The sequence below is a fragment of the Geodermatophilus sp. SYSU D01180 genome (assembly GCF_054050415.1).
In genome coordinates, this window is the sequence record NZ_JBJGZH010000017.1 from 37,706 (window position 1) to 54,049 (window position 16,344).

General features: G+C 76.0%; 17 protein-coding genes. 10 read left to right on the top strand and 7 right to left on the bottom strand.

The genetic code is table 11. The annotated features are described in order from the left end of the window. Positions 1-14 precede the first annotated feature (14 nt). The 4 genes from ACI8AA_RS15935 to ACI8AA_RS15950 all read right to left on the bottom strand — a co-directional run bounded on the left by ACI8AA_RS15935 (position 15) and on the right by ACI8AA_RS15950 (position 3,310). Positions 15-908: an amino acid ABC transporter permease gene (locus ACI8AA_RS15935; RefSeq protein ID WP_457045377.1), complete on the bottom strand. Its 894-nt coding sequence runs from the start codon at positions 906-908 to the stop codon at positions 15-17. Further along, positions 905-1,555 carry an amino acid ABC transporter permease gene (locus ACI8AA_RS15940; protein ID WP_457045378.1) on the bottom strand — a complete coding sequence of 217 codons (651 nt, stop codon included), beginning with the start codon at positions 1,553-1,555 and terminating at the stop codon, positions 905-907. The genes ACI8AA_RS15935 and ACI8AA_RS15940 overlap by 4 nt, the downstream gene beginning before the upstream one ends. Positions 1,556-1,640: 85 nt before the next feature. Next, complete coding sequence (locus tag ACI8AA_RS15945) at positions 1,641-2,534, bottom strand: glutamate ABC transporter substrate-binding protein (RefSeq protein ID WP_457045379.1); 894 nt, start codon at positions 2,532-2,534, stop codon at positions 1,641-1,643. Positions 2,535-2,554: 20 nt separating this feature from the next. Then, positions 2,555-3,310, bottom strand: a complete 756-nt coding sequence (locus tag ACI8AA_RS15950; protein ID WP_457045380.1) for an amino acid ABC transporter ATP-binding protein — start codon at positions 3,308-3,310, stop codon at positions 2,555-2,557. 112 nt (positions 3,311-3,422) lie between these two features. Here ACI8AA_RS15950 and miaB point away from each other — a divergent pair, with 112 nt between their 5' ends. Both miaB and ACI8AA_RS15960 read left to right on the top strand, forming a co-directional pair. Continuing rightward, the gene (gene miaB / locus ACI8AA_RS15955; RefSeq protein ID WP_457045381.1) at positions 3,423-4,874 is read left to right on the top strand and encodes a tRNA (N6-isopentenyl adenosine(37)-C2)-methylthiotransferase MiaB; all 1,452 of its coding nucleotides are present in this window, start codon (positions 3,423-3,425) and stop codon (positions 4,872-4,874) included. Positions 4,875-4,887: 13 nt separating this feature from the next. Continuing rightward, positions 4,888-5,742 carry an alpha/beta fold hydrolase gene (locus tag ACI8AA_RS15960; RefSeq protein ID WP_457045382.1) on the top strand — a complete coding sequence of 285 codons (855 nt, stop codon included), beginning with the start codon at positions 4,888-4,890 and terminating at the stop codon, positions 5,740-5,742. 10 nt (positions 5,743-5,752) lie between these two features. Here ACI8AA_RS15960 and ACI8AA_RS15965 read toward each other — a convergent pair whose 3' ends face one another. Then, positions 5,753-7,222, bottom strand: a complete 1,470-nt coding sequence (locus ACI8AA_RS15965; RefSeq protein ID WP_457045383.1) for a DUF349 domain-containing protein — start codon at positions 7,220-7,222, stop codon at positions 5,753-5,755. 40 nt (positions 7,223-7,262) lie between these two features. Between ACI8AA_RS15965 and ACI8AA_RS15970 the strand changes: the two genes are divergently transcribed. The 3 genes from ACI8AA_RS15970 to dapF are packed head-to-tail and all read left to right on the top strand — an operon-like array spanning position 7,263 to position 9,759. Further along, positions 7,263-7,955, top strand: a complete 693-nt coding sequence (locus ACI8AA_RS15970; protein ID WP_457045384.1) for a hypothetical protein — start codon at positions 7,263-7,265, stop codon at positions 7,953-7,955. Next, entirely contained in the window at positions 7,952-8,872 is a 921-nt protein-coding gene (gene miaA, locus ACI8AA_RS15975) for a tRNA (adenosine(37)-N6)-dimethylallyltransferase MiaA (RefSeq protein ID WP_457045385.1), read from the top strand. Before ACI8AA_RS15970 ends, miaA begins: the two co-directional genes overlap by 4 nt. Next, positions 8,869-9,759, top strand: coding sequence for a diaminopimelate epimerase (gene dapF, locus ACI8AA_RS15980; protein ID WP_457045386.1), 891 nt, complete (start codon positions 8,869-8,871; stop codon positions 9,757-9,759). Before miaA ends, dapF begins: the two co-directional genes overlap by 4 nt. A 9-nt stretch (positions 9,760-9,768) precedes the next feature. Here the strand turns inward: dapF and ACI8AA_RS15985 are convergent, their stop codons facing one another. After that, positions 9,769-9,972: a hypothetical protein gene (locus ACI8AA_RS15985; protein WP_457045387.1), complete on the bottom strand. Its 204-nt coding sequence runs from the start codon at positions 9,970-9,972 to the stop codon at positions 9,769-9,771. Between the two features lie 150 nt (positions 9,973-10,122). Between ACI8AA_RS15985 and hflX the strand changes: the two genes are divergently transcribed. From hflX to ACI8AA_RS16000, 3 genes are all read left to right on the top strand, one after another. Continuing rightward, on the top strand, positions 10,123-11,586 hold the full coding sequence (gene hflX, locus ACI8AA_RS15990; protein ID WP_457045388.1) for a GTPase HflX: 1,464 nt from the start codon (positions 10,123-10,125) through the stop codon (positions 11,584-11,586). 115 nt (positions 11,587-11,701) lie between these two features. Then, the gene (locus tag ACI8AA_RS15995) at positions 11,702-12,448 is read left to right on the top strand and encodes a phosphatase PAP2 family protein (RefSeq protein WP_457045389.1); all 747 of its coding nucleotides are present in this window, start codon (positions 11,702-11,704) and stop codon (positions 12,446-12,448) included. Further along, positions 12,420-13,490, top strand: coding sequence for a hypothetical protein (locus ACI8AA_RS16000; RefSeq protein ID WP_457045390.1), 1,071 nt, complete (start codon positions 12,420-12,422; stop codon positions 13,488-13,490). The genes ACI8AA_RS15995 and ACI8AA_RS16000 overlap by 29 nt, the downstream gene beginning before the upstream one ends. A gap of 28 nt (positions 13,491-13,518) precedes the next feature. On the opposite strand, the gene lexA is transcribed toward ACI8AA_RS16000, so the two are convergent. After that, positions 13,519-14,298, bottom strand: coding sequence for a transcriptional repressor LexA (gene lexA / locus ACI8AA_RS16005; RefSeq protein ID WP_457045391.1), 780 nt, complete (start codon positions 14,296-14,298; stop codon positions 13,519-13,521). A 237-nt stretch (positions 14,299-14,535) separates the two neighbouring features. Here lexA and ACI8AA_RS16010 point away from each other — a divergent pair, with 237 nt between their 5' ends. After that, a complete protein-coding gene (locus tag ACI8AA_RS16010) occupies positions 14,536-15,168 on the top strand; it encodes a LysM peptidoglycan-binding domain-containing protein (protein ID WP_457045392.1) in 633 nt (210 codons plus the stop codon). Between the two features lie 118 nt (positions 15,169-15,286). After that, positions 15,287-15,871: a hypothetical protein gene (locus ACI8AA_RS16015; protein WP_457045393.1), complete on the top strand. Its 585-nt coding sequence runs from the start codon at positions 15,287-15,289 to the stop codon at positions 15,869-15,871. Positions 15,872-16,344: the final 473 nt, after the last annotated feature.

Genomic DNA, 16,344 nt, shown 5'->3' on the forward strand with positions numbered 1-16,344 from the left:
GCGGCCGGTCCGGCTCAGACCGGGCCGCCGCCCCCGTCCATCTCCGCGCTGGTGAGCGACGCGACCGGCTTGGCCGCGGCCGCCTTCGTGTTCCGTCGGGTGCGCTTCTCCACGTACCTGGCCAGCCAGGACAGCAGCACGTTGACCACGATGTAGATGACCGCGGCGGCCACGTACAGCTGGAACGTGTAGGTGTTGCCGAAGGAGAAGGCGAAGAACTCCACCAGGCTCCGGGCGGTCCGCAGCAGCTCGACGTAGCCGACGATGAAGCCCAGCGACGAGTCCTTGAGCAGCACGACCAGCTGGGCCACCAGCACCGGCAGCATCCGCCGCACCGCCTGCGGGAGCAGCACCAGCGTCATGACCTGCGTCTTGCGCATGCCGAGGGCGAAGGCCGCCTCCCGCTGCCCGCGGTCCACCGACAGGATGCCGGCGCGGAAGATCTCGGCCAGCACGGCCATGTTGTAGAGCGTCAGGCCGAGGACCAGCGCGCGGAACGCCGTCATCGGGACGCCGACGGTCGGCAGGAACAGCAGGCAGAACAGGATCAGGATCAGCAGCGGCACGGCGCGGAAGAACTCGATGACCACGCCGACCGGGGCCCGGACCCAGGCGTGGTCGGAGAGCCGCCCCACGGCGAGCAGGGCGCCGAACAGGGTGGCCAGCACCATGCCGACGGCGGCCGCGGCGAGGGTGTTGAGCAGGCCCTCCCACAGCGCCTGCGGCACCCCGGACGCCGGGTCGAACAGGATCGCCCAGCGGTCGGGCTCGAGCTGGCCGTTGACGCCCAGGCGCCACAGCGCCCACCCGACGAGGCCCGCGATGAGCAGCGCGCCGACGACGGTGCCGATCCGCTGGCGGCGGCGGGCCTGCGGGCCAGGCAGGTCGAACAGGACGGTGCTGCTCATCGGACGATCGCCACCCGGTTCTCGACCACCCGGATCAGCCAGGCGGAGGGCAGTGTGATGACCAGGTAGCCGGCGACGACCGCGATGAAGACGGCGAGCAGCTGGTCGGCGTTGGTGTTGGCCAGCCGCTGCAGCGCGGCGGTCAGGTCGGTGACCGCGAATCCGGCGGCGATCGAGGTGTTCTTCGCCAGCGCGATCCACACGTTGCCCAGCGGCGGCACCACGGTGCGGAAGGCCTGGGGGAGCACCACCTGGCGCAGCGACTGGCCGAAGGTCAGGCCCAGCGCGCGGGCGGCCTCGGCCTGGCCCGGCGGGACGGCGTTGATGCCCGAGCGCAGCGCCTCGCAGACGAACGCGGCGGTGTAGAGCGACAGCGCGGCGACGGCGGTGATGAACCGGCTCGGGAACTGCAGGTCGATCTGCACGATGCCGAACGCGAAGAAGAAGAACACCACCGTCAGCGGGGTGTTGCGGAAGACCTCGACGTAGAAGGTCGCCAGCCCGCGCAGCGGGGGCACGGGGCTCACCCGCATGCCGGCGAGCACGGTGCCGAGCACCAGGGCGCACAGGCCGCTGACGACGGCGAGGGAGAGCGTCGTCAGGAACGCGCTCCACAACAGGTCGGAGTTGTCGCTGAGGAACTGCACCGCGCCCTCGAGAGGTGGGGGACGGGGCGACGCCGCCGGGCGGGAGCCCGCCCGGCGGCGTCGCGGACGTCCGGGTCGAGTGGGATCAGTACCGGTCGACCGTCGGCGGCTCGGGAGCCTCCTCGCCGGTGATGGAGCCGGCGGTGCGGTCCCACGCGTCGGCCCAGCGGCCGTCCTCGAAGGCCTCCTCGAGGACGTCGTTGATGAAGTTGCGGAAGTCCGTGTCACCGAGCTGCAGGCCGATGCCGTAGGGCTCCTCGGTGAACGGGTTGCCCACCAGCTCGAAGGCGCCGTCGCTGCCGGCGACCAGGCCGGTGAGGATGACGTTGTCGGTCGTCACCGCCACGACGTTGCCGTTGCGCAGGTCGTCGGCGCACTTGGAGTAGACGTCGTAGGTCACCAGCTGCGCCTGCGGGTAGTTGTCCCGGATGTTCTGGGCGGGCGTCGAGCCCTCGACCGAGCACACGGTCTTCCCGGCCAGGTCGTCCGGCCCCTCGATGCCCTCGGGGTTGCCCTCGGCGACCATGATGTCCTGGCCCGCGACGTAGTACGGGCCGGCGAAGTCGACGACCTGCTTGCGCGCGTCGTTGATCGTGTAGGTGGCCACGACCATGTCGACCTGGCCGTTCTGGATGAACGGCTCCCGGTTGGCCGACACCGTCTCGGTCCAGGTGATGCCGTCCTCCGGGATGCCGAGCTCGGCCGCGACGATCTTGGCGATCTCGACGTCGAAGCCCTCGGGGCTGCCGGACTGCGGGTTGAGCAGGCCGAAGCCGGGCTGGTCGTACTTGGTGCCGATGGTGATGGCGCCGGCCTCGTTGAGCTCGGCCATCGTCGTGCCGGCCTCGAACTCGACGTCCTCCTGGACCTCGGCGGTGTTCTCGGCCGACTCCTCGGCCTGGGAACCGGCCTCGCTGGAGCAGGCGGCCAGGGCCAGGCCGAGGGCGGCGAGGGCCGCGAACCGTCGGGTGCTGCGCATGGGGGGTCCTCCCGGGTGGGTCAGTGGTTGAGGATCTTGGAGAGGAAGTCGCGGGCCCGCTCCGAGCGCGGGTTGGTGAAGAAGGTCTCCGGGTCGGCGGACTCGACGATCCGGCCGCCGTCCATGAACACGACCCGGTTGGCCGCCCGCCGGGCGAAGCCCATCTCGTGGGTGACGACGACCATCGTCATGCCCTCGCGGGCCAGCGCGGTCATGACGTCGAGGACCTCGTTGATCATCTCGGGGTCCAGTGCCGACGTCGGCTCGTCGAACAGGATGACCTTGGGGTCCATGGCCAGCGCGCGGGCGATGGCCACCCGCTGCTGCTGACCACCCGACAGCTGGGCGGGGTACTTGTCGGCCTGGTGCCCCACGCCGACCCGGTCCAGCAGCTCGCGCGCCCGCCGCTCGGCGTCGGACCTCGACATCCGGCGCACGCGCGTCGGGGCGAGGGTGACGTTCTCGAGGATCGTCTTGTGGGCGAAGAGGTTGAAGCTCTGGAAGACCATCCCGACGTCGCTGCGCAGCCGGGCGAGCGCCTTCCCCTCCTCGGGCAGCTTCTCGCCGTCGATGCGGATCTCGCCCTGCTGGATGCTCTCCAGCCGGTTGATCGCGCGGCACAGCGTCGACTTGCCCGACCCGGACGGCCCGATGACCACGACGACCTCGCCGCGGTCGATCGAGAGGTCGATGTCCTGCAGGACGTGCAGCTCACCGAACCACTTGTTGACGCCGGTCAGCTGGACGAGAGGTCCTCCGGCTAGCTGGCTGGTCACGTCCGGAACCCTAGGGCCGCGGCCGGGCGCCGACGTCCCGGGGGCGTCACGGTGTAGTAACGAAGACGGTGACGCCGTGTGACCGGGATCGCGCCGTACCCTCGCAGGCGTCATGGGAACCGAGGTCGACAGCCCGCCGCGCACCTACCGGGTGCGCACCTACGGGTGCCAGATGAACGTGCACGACTCCGAGCGGCTGTCCGGGCTGCTCGAGGCCGCGGGCTACGCCGCCGCGCCCGAGGGCGAGGACGCCGACGTCGTCGTGCTCAACACCTGTGCCGTGCGGGAGAACGCCGACAACCGCCTCTACGGCAACCTCGGCCACCTGCGCCCGGTGAAGGACGCGCACCCGGGCATGCAGATCGCCGTCGGCGGGTGCCTGGCGCAGAAGGACCGCGGCGAGATCGTGCAGCGGGCGCCGTGGGTCGACGTCGTCTTCGGGACGCACAACGTCGGGTCGCTGCCGGCGCTGCTGGAGCGGGCCCGGCACAACGCCGAGGCGCAGGTGGAGATCGCCGAGGCGCTCGAGGTGTTCCCCTCGACGCTGCCGGCCAAGCGGGACTCCGCCTACTCCGGCTGGGTGTCGATCAGCGTCGGCTGCAACAACACCTGCACGTTCTGCATCGTCCCGGCGCTGCGCGGCAAGGAGAAGGACCGCCGGCCGGGCGAGATCCTCGCCGAGGTGCAGGCGCTGGTCGACCAGGGCGTGCTCGAGGTGACCCTGCTCGGCCAGAACGTCAACGCCTACGGCGTCGAGTTCCGGGACCGGGGCGCGTTCGCCGACCTGCTGCGCGCCGCCGGCCGCATCGGGGGCCTGGAGCGGCTCCGGTTCACCAGCCCGCACCCGCGGGAGTTCACCGACGACGTCATCGAGGCCATGGCCGAGACCCCGGCGGTGTGCCACCAGCTGCACATGCCGCTGCAGTCGGGGTCCGACGACGTGCTGCGCCGGATGCGCCGCGGCTACCGGCAGGACCGCTACCTCGGCATCATCGACCGGGTCCGCGCCGCCATGCCCGACGCCGCGATCACCACCGACGTCATCGTCGGGTTCCCCGGCGAGACCGAGGCCGACTTCGAGCAGACCCTCGAGGTCGTCCGGCAGGCCCGCTTCGCGAGCGCCTTCACCTTCCAGTACTCCAAGCGCCCCGGGACGCCGGCCGCCACGATGGACGGCCAGCTGCCCAAGGAGGTCGTGCAGGAGCGCTACCTGCGGCTGACCGCGCTGCAGGACGAGATCAGCTGGGCGGAGAACCGCGCGCAGGTCGGCCGCACGGTGGAGCTCCTGGCCGCCGCGGGGGAGGGCAGCAAGGACGCCCGCACCGGCCGGATGAGCGGCCGCGCCCGCGACGGGCGGCTGGTGCACTTCGCCGGCGGCGACGGCGTCCGGCCCGGCGACGTCGTCGAGACCGTCGTCACCGCGGCCGCGCCGCACCACCTCGTCGCCGACGGCCCGCTGCTGTCGCACCGCCGCACCCGCGCCGGCGACGCGCACGAGGCCGGCACCCGGCCGACGACGCCCGGCGTGCTGCTCGGCATGCCGCGGATCGGCGCGCCCGCCTGAGAGGTGGTGCAGCGTGTCCAGGACCGGGCCCCCGGAGGGTCCCGGTCCGGTGCGCCGGGTGGACGTCGGCGGGGCGGAGCTGGAGACCGAGGTCCGCGGCGCCGGGGAGCCGCTGCTGCTCGTCCCCACCGCGCTGACCGCCGACGAGCTGCGGCCGCTCGCCGGCCACCCCGCGCTGCGGGACCGCTACCGCGTCGTCAGCTACCGCCGACGGGGCTACGGGCACAGCAGCCCCGTCCGCGGGCCGGGCTCGATCGAGCGCGACGCCGACGACGTCCGCCGGCTGCTCGCCGCGCTCGGCATCGGGCGGGCGCACGTCGTCGGCGTCTCCTACAGCGCGGCGGTCGCCCTGCGGCTGGCCGCCGACGCACCGGCGCTCGTCGCCACGCTGACGCTCGTCGAGGCCCCGCCGGTGTCGCCGCCGCACGCCGCGGAGTTCCGCGCGGCGAACGCCGCCCTGTGGGAGGACTTCCGCGCCCGCGGCCCGGCGGCGGCCCTGGACTCCTTCCTGCGCCGGGTCGTCGGTCCGGACTGGCGCCGCGCGGTGGAGCGCGACCTCCCGGGCGCGGTCGCCCAGATGGAGCGGGACTGCGCGACGTTCTTCGAGACCGACGTGCCGGCCCTCGCGTCCTGGGACCCCCGGCCGCAGGAGGCCCGGCGGATCCGGCAGCCGGCGCTCTACGTGGCCGGCGGCGACAGCGGCCCCTGGTTCGCCGTGGCCCGGGACGCCGTCCTCGGCTGGTTGCCGCAGGCCGAGGACGTCGTCCTGCCCGGCGCGGGTCACGACCTGGCGATCACCCACGCCGCCGCGCTCGGCACGGTGCTGGCCGACTTCCTCGGCCGGCACCCGGTGGACGGGGCCGGCTGAGGACGTCGGCTCAGCGGCGGGAGGACCGCTCGGCCTCGGCCAGCCACTCGCGGCGGGTCTCGAGGTCGGCCCGCGCCCGGGAGATCCGCTTCGCGTCCCCGGAGGCCTCGGCCTTGGCCAGCTGCTCCTCGGCCTTCGTGACCGCGGCCCGCATCGAGGTGACCATCGGGTTCTCCGGCGCCGTGCGCACCCGGCCGGCGTCCGTGGCGCCGCGGACCCGCTGCTCGACGGCCTGCATCCGGTCCTCCAGGGAGCGCATCGCGCCGCGCGGCACGTGGCCGATGGCGTCGTAGCGCTCCTGGATCCGGCGCAGCGCGGCCTGGGCGCCGCGCAGGTCGGTCGACGGGTCGAGCTTCTCGGCCTCGGCCAGCAGCTCCTCCTTCGCCTGCTGGTTGGCCAGCTGCTCGGAGTTGCGCGCCTTGTCCGACTCCGCGCGGGCGGTGAAGAAGACGTCCTGCGCGGCGCGGAACTGCTTCCACAGGTCGTCGTCGCCGTCGCGGCCGGTGCGCGGCACCGCCTTCCAGCGGTCCATGAGCGACCGCATCGCGGCGCTGGTCGGGCCCCAGTCGGTCGACGTCGACAGCCGCTGCGCCTCGGCGATGAGCTCCTGCTTGGCCGCGCGGGCCTCGCCGCGCTGCGCGTCCAGCGCCGCGAAGTGCGCGCCCCGGCGGCGGCCGAAGGCGTCCCGGGCGGCGGCGAAGCGCGACCACAGCGCCTCGTCGGTCTTCCGGTCGATCCCGCGGATCGTCTTCCACTCCTCGACGATCGCCTTGAGCCGGTCGCCGGCGGCCTTCCACGACGTCGACTCCGCGGCGATCTCCTCCGCCTCGGCGGCCAGCGCCTCCTTGCGGGCGACCTGCGCGGCGCGGGCGGCCGCCTTCTCGGCGCGCGACTCGGCGGCGGCGGAGTCGGCGGTGCCGACCATCGCGCGGGCGCGGGCAGCCAGCGCGTCGAGGTCGCCGACGGCGGTGGCGGTGGGGATGGAGTCGGCCAGCGCCTGCGCCTTGGCCTTGAGCTCGTTCGGGTTGCCGGTGTGCGCCTTCAGCCGCGCCTCGAGCAGCCCGACCTCGGTGGCCAGGTCGTCGTAGCGGCGGGCGAAGTGCGCCAGGCCCGCGGCCGGGTCGCCGGCCTGCCAGGAGCCGACCGCGCGCTCGCCGTCGGCGGTGCGCACGTAGACGGTGCCGTCCTCGTCGACCCGGCCCCACCGCGCGGGGTCCGACGCCGCCTCGGCGGCCGGCGCGGTCACCACCCCGGCGGGCGGCGCGGCCTCGGGGGTCCGGGGGCTCACGGTCTCGGGGGCGGGGGTCTCCGGCGCGGCCACCTCGGGGGCGTCCTCCACCGCCGTCGGGTCGGCCGGCGCCGCCGCGTCGGGGGTGGGCGCGGCGGGCGTCCCGGCCTCCGGGGTGACCGCGTCGGGACCCGCCGTCTCGGGCGTAGGGACCTGCTGCGACCCGTCTCCGGGGTTCGTCGTGCTCGACACGCACCGCAGTGTCCCACGCCGCATCGGCGAGACTGCTCCGGTGAGCAGCAGTCCCGCCGCAGCCGTCCCGGTCGCCTTCTGCCCGTGCCCGCCGCTGCTGCTCCCCGAGGTCGCCGGACGGGCCGCCGCGGACACCGCCGCGCTGCGCGCCGCGTGCACCGACGCCGTCGCCGCGCTGGTCGCGGCCGCGCCGGGCCCGGTGGTCGTCGTCGGCCCCGACGCGGAGGGCCGGCACGGCCCGGGCGACGCCGGGGACCTGCGCGGGTTCGGCGTGGACGTCGAGGTGCCGCTGGACGGGCGGGCGCGGCCCGGGGGTCGCCGGCTGCCGCTGTCGCTGACCGTCGGCGCGTGGCTGCTGCGCGGTGCCGGGCACGCCGGCCCGCGGGTCGGCGTCGGCCCCGGCGACCTCGCCGCCGTCGTCGCGGAGCTGCCCGGGGCCGGCCTGCTGGTCATGGGCGACGGCTCGGCGCGCCGCAGCGAGAAGGCGCCCGGCCACCTCGACCCGGCCGCCGCGCCCTTCGACGCGGCCGTCGCCGCGGCCCTGGCCGCCGGGGACGCCGCCGCGCTCGCCGCGCTGGACCCGGCCGAGGGGGAGCGGCTGCTCGCGGCCGGTGTGCCGGCCTGGCGGGCGGCCGGTGCCCTGCTGGCCGGCCGCGACGTCGCCGCGGAGCTGCGCTTCGACGACGCCCCGTTCGGCGTCGGCTACCTGGTGGCGTCCTGGACGGCGCGGTGACGCCGCCCCCCGTCGTCGCCGTGGTGGGGCCGACGGCGACCGGCAAGACCGCGCTGGCGGTGGCCCTCGCCCAGCGGCTCGGCGGCGAGGTGGTCAACGCCGACTCCATGCAGCTCTACCGCGGCATGGACATCGGCACCGCCAAGCCCGACCCCGCCGAGCGGCAGGGCGTGCCGCACCACCTGCTCGACGTCTGGTCCGTGCGGCAGGCGGCATCGGTGGCCGAGTACGCGTGGCTGGCACGGGCGGAGGTGGACCGGCTGCGGGCGCGCGGGGTGCTGCCGCTGCTGGTCGGCGGGTCGGGGTTGTACGTGCGCGCCGTCCTCGACGACCTGGACATGCCCGGCACCGACCCCGCCGTGCGGGCCCGGCTGCAGGCCGAGCTGGAGGTGTCCGGCCCCGCCGCGCTGCACGCCCGGCTGGCCGCGGTCGACCCCGCCGCCGCGGCCGCCGTCCTGCCGTCGAACGGACGGCGGATCGTGCGGGCGCTGGAGGTCGTGGAGATCACCGGCCGGCCGTTCCGCGCGACGCTGCCGGAGCCGAGGCCGCACTACCCGGCAGTGGTCGTCGGCCTGGACCGCGAGGCCGCCGAGCTCGACGAGCGGGTCGCCGCCCGGGTGGACCGGATGTGGGCCGCCGGGTTCGTCGCGGAGGTCGAGGCGCTGGTGGCCGAGGGCCTGCGCGAGGGGCCCACCGCCTCCCGGGCGCTGGGCTACGCGCAGGTGCTCGCCCAGCTCGACGGCGAGCTCACCGCCGACGAGGCGCGCGAGCGGACGGTCAGCACCACCCGCCGTTTCGTCCGCCGGCAGCGCTCGTGGTTCCGCCGGGACGCGGCGACGACGTGGTTCGACGCCGCCCGCCCCGACCTCGCCGACGCCGTCGGGGCGCTGCTCGCCGGCCGTACGATCGGACGGTGAGCGACCGGTTCCTCCTCGGGCACGGCACCGAGAACGACTTCGTCGTCCTGCCCGACCCCGACGGGGACCGCTGGCCCGAGGACCGCCTCGACGCCGCGCTGGTCCGCCGGCTGTGCGAGCGCCGCGCCGGCCTCGGCGGCGACGGCGTCCTGCGGGTGGTGCGCAGCCGGCACGTGCCCGACGCGCCCGCCGTCCTCGGCGAGGCGCTCGACGCCTGCGAGTGGTTCATGGACCACCGCAACGCCGACGGCTCGCACGCGGAGATGTGCGGCAACGGCATCCGGCTGTTCCTGCACGCGCTGGTCACCGAGGGCCTGCTCGACCGCGCCGCCTGCGCCGACGGCGTGCTGGTCGGCACCCGGGGCGGCCCGCGGCGGGTCGGCGCCGGTGCCGACGGCGGCTACTGGGTCGACATGGGCCCGGCCCGGCCGTTCGGCCGCGGCGAGGCCACCGTCGGCGGGCAGGCGTTCCCCGGGCAGGCGGTGTCGATGGGCAACCCGCACCTGGTGTGCCTGACCGACGCCGACCTCGAAGGCCTGGACCTCACCGCCCAGCCGGGCTTCGACGCGGGCCTGTTCCCCGAGGGCGTCAACGTCGAGTTCGTGCGGGTGCTCGCGGGCCCGGCCGAGGGCGCCGACGCGCACGTGCGGCTGCGGGTGCACGAGCGCGGGGTGGGGGAGACCCGCTCCTGCGGCACCGGCGCCTGCGCCACGGCGTACGCGGCGCTGGCGGCCGGCGCGGACGGGCCCGCGGTGCGCGGCACCGTCGTCGTCGACGTCCCCGGTGGCCGGCTCACGGTGGACGTCTCCCCGGAGACGACGGTGCTGCGCGGTCCCGCCGTCGTCGTCGCCTCCGGTGAGCTGACCCGGGAGTGGCTGGCTTCCTAGGGGCTGCGCCTAGGGGTTGTCCGGGGTGTCCGCGCGGGTCTCCGGCTCGTCGGTGGGCGCCTCCGGCTTGTCCGCCGGGCCGGTGTTGCCGGTGCCGCGCGGCTCCCCGCGGCCGGTGTCCTGGTCGGCGCCACCGAAGGGGTTGCGCGGCGGGTCCAGGCCCACCGGGTCGCGGCCGGGGTCGTCGGTGCCGGCGTCGCTGCTCGTGCTCACGGGGTCCTCCTCGGCTGTGGTGTCCGTCCCGCCCTACCCGCCTCCCGGCGGGATGCACCTGACCCGTTCCGGTGTTGTAGGAGGCGTATGACGACTGCAGAGACGACAACCCAGGTGACCGGCGTGGCCTCGCGTGTCACGCTGGACGTGATGACGACAGCCCCCGAGAGCACCCCCCTCGACGACGACACGCTCGCCGAGACCCGTCCCGCCCCGGCCGGCCAGTGGGACGAGGACGACGACACGACCGGCTCCTACGCGCTCGAGGCCCGTGGCGCGCTCCGCCGCGTCGCCGGGCTGTCCACCGAGCTCGCCGACGTCACCGAGGTCGAGTACCGGCAGCTGCGCCTCGAGCGCGTCGTGCTCGTCGGTGTGTGGACCGAGGGCACCCAGGCCGACGCCGACCGCTCGCTGGCCGAGCTCGCCGCGCTCGCCGAGACCGCGGGCTCCCAGGTCCTCGAGGCGGTGAGCCAGCGGCGGGACAAGCCCGACGCCGGCACGTACGTGGGCTCGGGCAAGGCCAACGAGATCCGCGACATCGTGGCCGCGACCGGCGCGGACACGGTGATCTGCGACGGCGAGCTGACCCCCGGCCAGCTCAACGCGCTGGAGAAGACCCTCAAGGTCAAGGTGGTCGACCGGACCGCGCTGATCCTCGACATCTTCGCCCAGCACGCCACCAGCCGGGAGGGCAAGGCCCAGGTCGAGCTCGCCCAGATGCAGTACATGCTGCCGCGGCTGCGCGGCTGGGGTGAGTCGCTGTCCCGGCAGGCCGGTGGCCGCGTCGCCGGCGGTGGCGGCATCGGTACCCGCGGTCCCGGTGAGACGAAGATCGAGACCGACCGGCGGCGGATCCGGTCGCGGGTGAGCAAGCTGCGCCGCGAGATCGCCGGCATGGCGACCGCCCGGGCCACCCAGCGCTCGGGCCGCGACCGCAACGCCGTCCCCAGCGTGGCGATCGCCGGCTACACCAACGCCGGCAAGTCCAGCCTGCTCAACCGGCTGACCGGCGCGGGCGTGCTGGTGGAGGACGCGCTGTTCGCCACCCTCGACCCGACGGTGCGCCGGGCCCAGTCGCCCGACGGCCGCGAGTACACGCTCACCGACACCGTCGGGTTCGTGCGGCACCTGCCGCACCAGCTCGTCGACGCGTTCCGCTCCACGCTGGAGGAGGTGGCCGGCGCCGACCTGCTGCTGCACGTCGTCGACGGCTCCGACCCCGACCCGCTCGGCCAGATCGACGCGGTGCACGTGGTGCTGCGGGAGATCGACGCGGCGGCGGTGCCCGAGCTGATCGTCGTCAACAAGGTCGACGCCATGACCGAGGACGACGTGCTGACCCTGCGCCGGGCGCTGCCCGGTGCCGTGTGGGTCTCCGCGCGCACCGGCGAGGGCATCGAGCAGCTGCGTGAGGTCGTGGCCGCCCGGCTGCCGCACCCGGACGTCGAGGTCGAGGTGCTCGTTCCCTACGACCGCGGGGACCTGGTCGCCCGTGTGCACCGCGACGGCGAGGTGCTCAGCGAGGAGCACGAGGTTGCCGGCACCCGGCTGACCGCCCGCGTCGACGGCGGCCTGGCCGCCGCGCTCGAGCGGTACGCCGTCCCGGTCGGCTGACCGCCTCCTGCACCCCGGGCCGCCCGGGTGCCCGGCTCCGCGCCGGGCGCCCGGGCGGCTCGCCGTTCCGGCCCGCCGAGGTCACGGACGGGTCACGGCCCGGTACCGTGATCCGGTGACCAGCGGCGTGGTGCGGCGCACCTCCGACGCGCCGGCCGGGCGCCCGGAGCGGGCCGCCCGCCCGGCCGCCGTGGTCGGTGCCGGCCGCCCGCCGTGGTGGCTGCTGGTCCTCGCGTTCGCGGTCACCGTCGGGGTGACCGTCGACCTGCTCAGCCGCGGGGTGCTCGAGCGGCTGGACCTCGAGGTCTCCGAGGTGGTCAGCGCCTGGGACCTGCGCGACTCGCCGGCCTACTGGCCGGTGTGGGCGGTCACCCAGATCGGCGGCCGCGGCACCATCCTCATCGTGCTGGCCGCCCTGGTCGGCTGGCTGTGCCTGCGGGAACGGACGCTGCTGCCCCTGCTGCGGGTGGTCACCGCGCTGGCGCTGCTCACCGTCGTCGTCTACGCGTTCAAGTTCGGCACCGGCCGCACGGCGCCCGCCTATCCCGGCTCGTTCTTCCACCGCGACGGCGCCAGCTATCCCTCCGGGCACGTGGCCAACGCCGTGCTCATGTGGGGCGTGGCGCGCTGGCAGGCGGTCGAGTACGGGCTCGGGCCGCGGGTGCAGCGCACCTTGTGGTGGCTGGCCGTCGTCGGGCCGGTGGCCACCGGGATCGCGATGGTCTCGCTGGACTTCCACTGGGTCACCGATGCCGTCGTGGGCGCGGCCGTGGGGCTGCTGCTGCTGGGCGTGGTTCACGCACTCGACGCGCTGGTGCTGTCACGCTGGGCGAGTGCCCGAGCCGGCCGCCCGTCCGCGTAGCGCCGCCCGGCGGGCACCGGCCGTCCTGCTGACCGCGGGCCTGATGGCCCTCCCGGCCGCCCCGGCCGCCGCCGAGGAGCCGGCCGCCCCGTCGGTCCGCTGCCAGGTGACCGACCCTCGACTGGCCGAGCTCTCCGGCCTCGTCGACGTCGGCGACCGCATGCTCGCCATGGTCGACGGCGGGGACCAGGTCGCCGTGTACGTGCTCGACGGCGCCTGCCGGGTGGTCGACGTGACCACCGCGCCGGTGGACCCCTACGACCCCGAGGACCTCGGCGTCGGCCCCGACGGCACCGTGTGGCTGGCCGACACCGGCGACAACACCACGGTCCGGACGACGGTCGCGCTCGTCGCGCTGCGGCCCGACGGGGGGACGGCGCTGTACCGGCTGACCTATCCCGACGGCCCGCACGACGCCGAGGCGCTGCTGCTCGCCCCCGACGGCACCCCGTACGTGGTGACCAAGGAGGTGCTGGGGGCCAGCCACGTCTACCGGCCGGCCGCGCCGCTGGTCGACGGGGGCACGGTGGCGCTGGCCGACGTCGGCACGGTGACGTTCACGCTCACCGGCACGCCCGGCGGTCCCGTCGGCCGGGCCGGGCAGCTGCTGGTCACCGGCGGGGCGGTGGCCCGCGACGGCAGCCGGATCGCGCTGCGCACCTACACCGACGCCTACGTCTGGCCGCTGACCGGCGCGGACATCCCGGGGGCGCTGGCCGGCGAGCCGGTGCGGATCGCGCTGCCCGAGGCGCCGCAGGGGGAGGCGGTGTCGTTCACCGCGGACGGCAGCGGGCTGCTGGTGGCCGGTGAGGGCGTGCCCGGGGACGTCACCTCGGTGCCGGTCCCGGCGGGGTCCGCGCCGCCCGCGCCGGCGGGGTCCGGGGCGGCCGACCCGTCGCCGTCGGCGCTGCTCGGCGGGGACCCCGGGGGCCTGTCGCCGGTGACCGCGGGCGTGGCCGCCGCCGTCGTCGCGACCGCGCTGGTGTGGCTCGGCGGGCGGCTGCGCCGCCGCCGGTCCGGCGGTCCGCCCGCCGGCGCCTGAGCTCCGGCGCCGGCGGGGGACCTGCGGCTCAGACCCGCCGCAGGACGGTGACGACGCGGCCGAGGACGGTGGCCTCGTCGCCGGGGATCGGCTCGTAGGCCGGGTTGTGCGGCAGCAGCCAGACGTGCCCGTCGCGGCGCTTGTAGGTCTTGACCGTGGCCTCGCCGTCGAGCATCGCGGCGACGATCTCGCCGTTCTCGGCGGTGGGCTGCTGGCGGACGACCACCCAGTCGCCGTCGCAGATGGCCGCGTCGACCATCGAGTCACCGGCGACGCGCAGCATGAACAACGTGCCCTCGCCGACGAGCTCGCGGGGGAGCGGGAAGACGTCCTCGACCGCCTGCTCGGCGAGGACCGGGCCACCGGCCGCGATCCGCCCGACCAGCGGCACGTAGGTGGGCGCGGTCGTGCCGTCGGCGGCCGCGGCAGGCGCCGCCGGGGCGGTCTCGCCCGCGGTCTCGCCGGGCAGCCGCACGTCGAGCGCGCGCGGCCGGTTGGGGTCGCGCCGCAGCCAGCCCTTCTTCTGCAGCACCGACAGCTGGTGGGCGACCGACGACGCCGACGACAGGCCGACCGCCTCGCCGATCTCGCGGACCGAGGGCGGGTAACCGCGCCGCTCGATCGAGTCGCGGATGACCTCGAGGACCCGGCGCTGCCGCTGGGTCAGGCCGTCGCCGGCCTCGCCGCGGTCGGGGAAGGTGCGCACGGCGCCCGTGCTCTCCGCGCCGGCGCCGCGCTCCGCGGCCGGACGGCGGGTCGTCGTGCCGCCGCCCCGGATGCCCTGGCCGGTCCCGCTCGTGCCCGCCACGTCTCCTCCTCGCCGGCCGCGTCCCCGCGGCCCGTCCGTCGCCCTCCCGGCCCCGAGGCCGGTCGGCGGGCGGTGCGCCCGCACGGACCGTAGCGCGCCGGCGCCGCAGGTTCAAACGTGTGTTCGAAGGACACGCCGCGCCGCTCTCGCACTCGTCGGACCCGTGCGGTAGACATCCGATCAGGCGTTCGATCGAACGCGTGTTCGATGCGGTCGACCCGATCAGGAGGAGCGGTCATGGGCAGCGTGCGGCAGGCAGTGCTCGAGTTCGACGCGGCGGTCCGGGTCCCGTGGCGGCCGCCGCTCCGCGGCGAGGGCGCGACGGCGGCCGGTGCGGCCCGCTCCGCATCCCCGGGTCACGCCGGCCGGCCGGCGCCGCGCGCCGCCCTGCCGGGCTCGGGTCCTCGCGTCACCGGGCGCCTGCGGCCGGTGCCCGACCGTCCCGCCGCGGCTCCCGCGCGCACCGCCGGCCCGGCCGCCGAGGGGCCGCGCGCCCGTCGCGACCCGGCCCGCCCGAGCGGGCGCCCGGTGCACTCGGAGCCCGCCCGGGCCGCCGTCCGCGCGCGGTGTGCGCCGGCCCCGGCGCCGGTGCGGCTGACCCGCCGCGGTCGCCGCCTGGTCACCGTGCTGGTCCTCGCCGCCGGCGTCGGCGGCGCCGCCCTCGGCCGGGAGTTCCTCGCTCCCCACGACGGCCTGCGCCTGGCCGGCGAGAGCAGCGTCGTGGTCGAGAGCGGGGACACGGTGTGGTCGATCGCCGCGGAGGTCGCCGGCGCCGACCAGGACGTGCGCGCGGTGGTCGACGCGATCGAGGCGCTCAACGACCTGCAGGGGGCGGTCGTCGTCCCCGGGCAGGTGCTCCGTCTGCCGTAGGCGCCCCGTCCGGCGCCGTCACCCGGGGAATGTGACGAGACCGCGCCGGTGAGTTCGTCAACCATGCAGGCGCCGTCGTTTACCGTCCGGAGTCGTCGTGGCACTTACGGTCAGGAGCGTGTCAGCAGCCGTGAACAGCAGCGCAGCGGTGACCTTCCGGTCCCCGCAGGACGTCGAGGTCCTCGTGGACGGCACCTGGGTGCCGGGTGCCATGCACGGCTGGCGCCACGACGCGACCGGCGGGTGCGAGGCCCGCGTCCGGCTGCGCGACACCGCGGGAGCGGACGGGGAGGACGCCTGGGTGGACCTGGCCCTCGTGCGGCTGCCCGAGCGGCACCTGACGCTGGCCTCCGGTCCCGCGGACGGGATCGCCGACCCCACGGGGACCGCCGCGCTGCCGGCCGTGGCCCGCCGCGCGGTCGTCCCGGGCGCCCGCGCCCCCCGCCGCGGCGCTCGCCGGCACGGTGGCGACGTCACCGCCGAGCAGCCCGCCGTCCGCCCGGCCGCCGCGGGCCGGCACCGGGCGCCCGCCGGCTCCGGCCGGCACCGGGCCGCGACCGCCGAGATGCCGGTCGTCATCTGCCCGGTGCCGGCCGACGGTGCCGTCGCGGAGGAGCCGGACATGCTGACCCGCCCCATCCGCCTCGGCGACCTGGTGCCGCACCCCCGCGGCGGCCGCCCCGCCGTCCGCCCCACCGCCTGACCCGACGCCGGGGCGCGTCCCCGGCGGTCCTCCGCACCCCTCCACCGGCGTCCGGCCGGACGTCCCGGGAGGCGCCTGCGCGCCGTCCGGGTGCCCGGTCGTCCCCTGCCGGCGGTGGCCGGATACACCCGGGCGTGCCTCTCCGCGCGCCGACACGCGTGGCGCCCCGGCGTGTCGTGTGACGGGAGGGGGTCCTGCTCGCGCGTGGTCACCGCGGGGTCACGGCCGGATCTCGACGGAACAGACACGCGGGTTCTCGTCTTGCAGATGTAGTGGAGCGGGGCCTACTGTCCCCCTACATCTAGTAGTTGCACCGATGGAAGTCCTCCACAGGCCGTCCTCAGGACCTCCACGGGGTGTCCACCGGATGTCCCCAGAGGGGTCCACAGACGACAGGCAGGCGGGCGGGTCCGGCAGGACCGGAACGAGCCCGCCGGCACCAGCCGCCCGAGCCGGGTCCCCGGTCCGGGCAG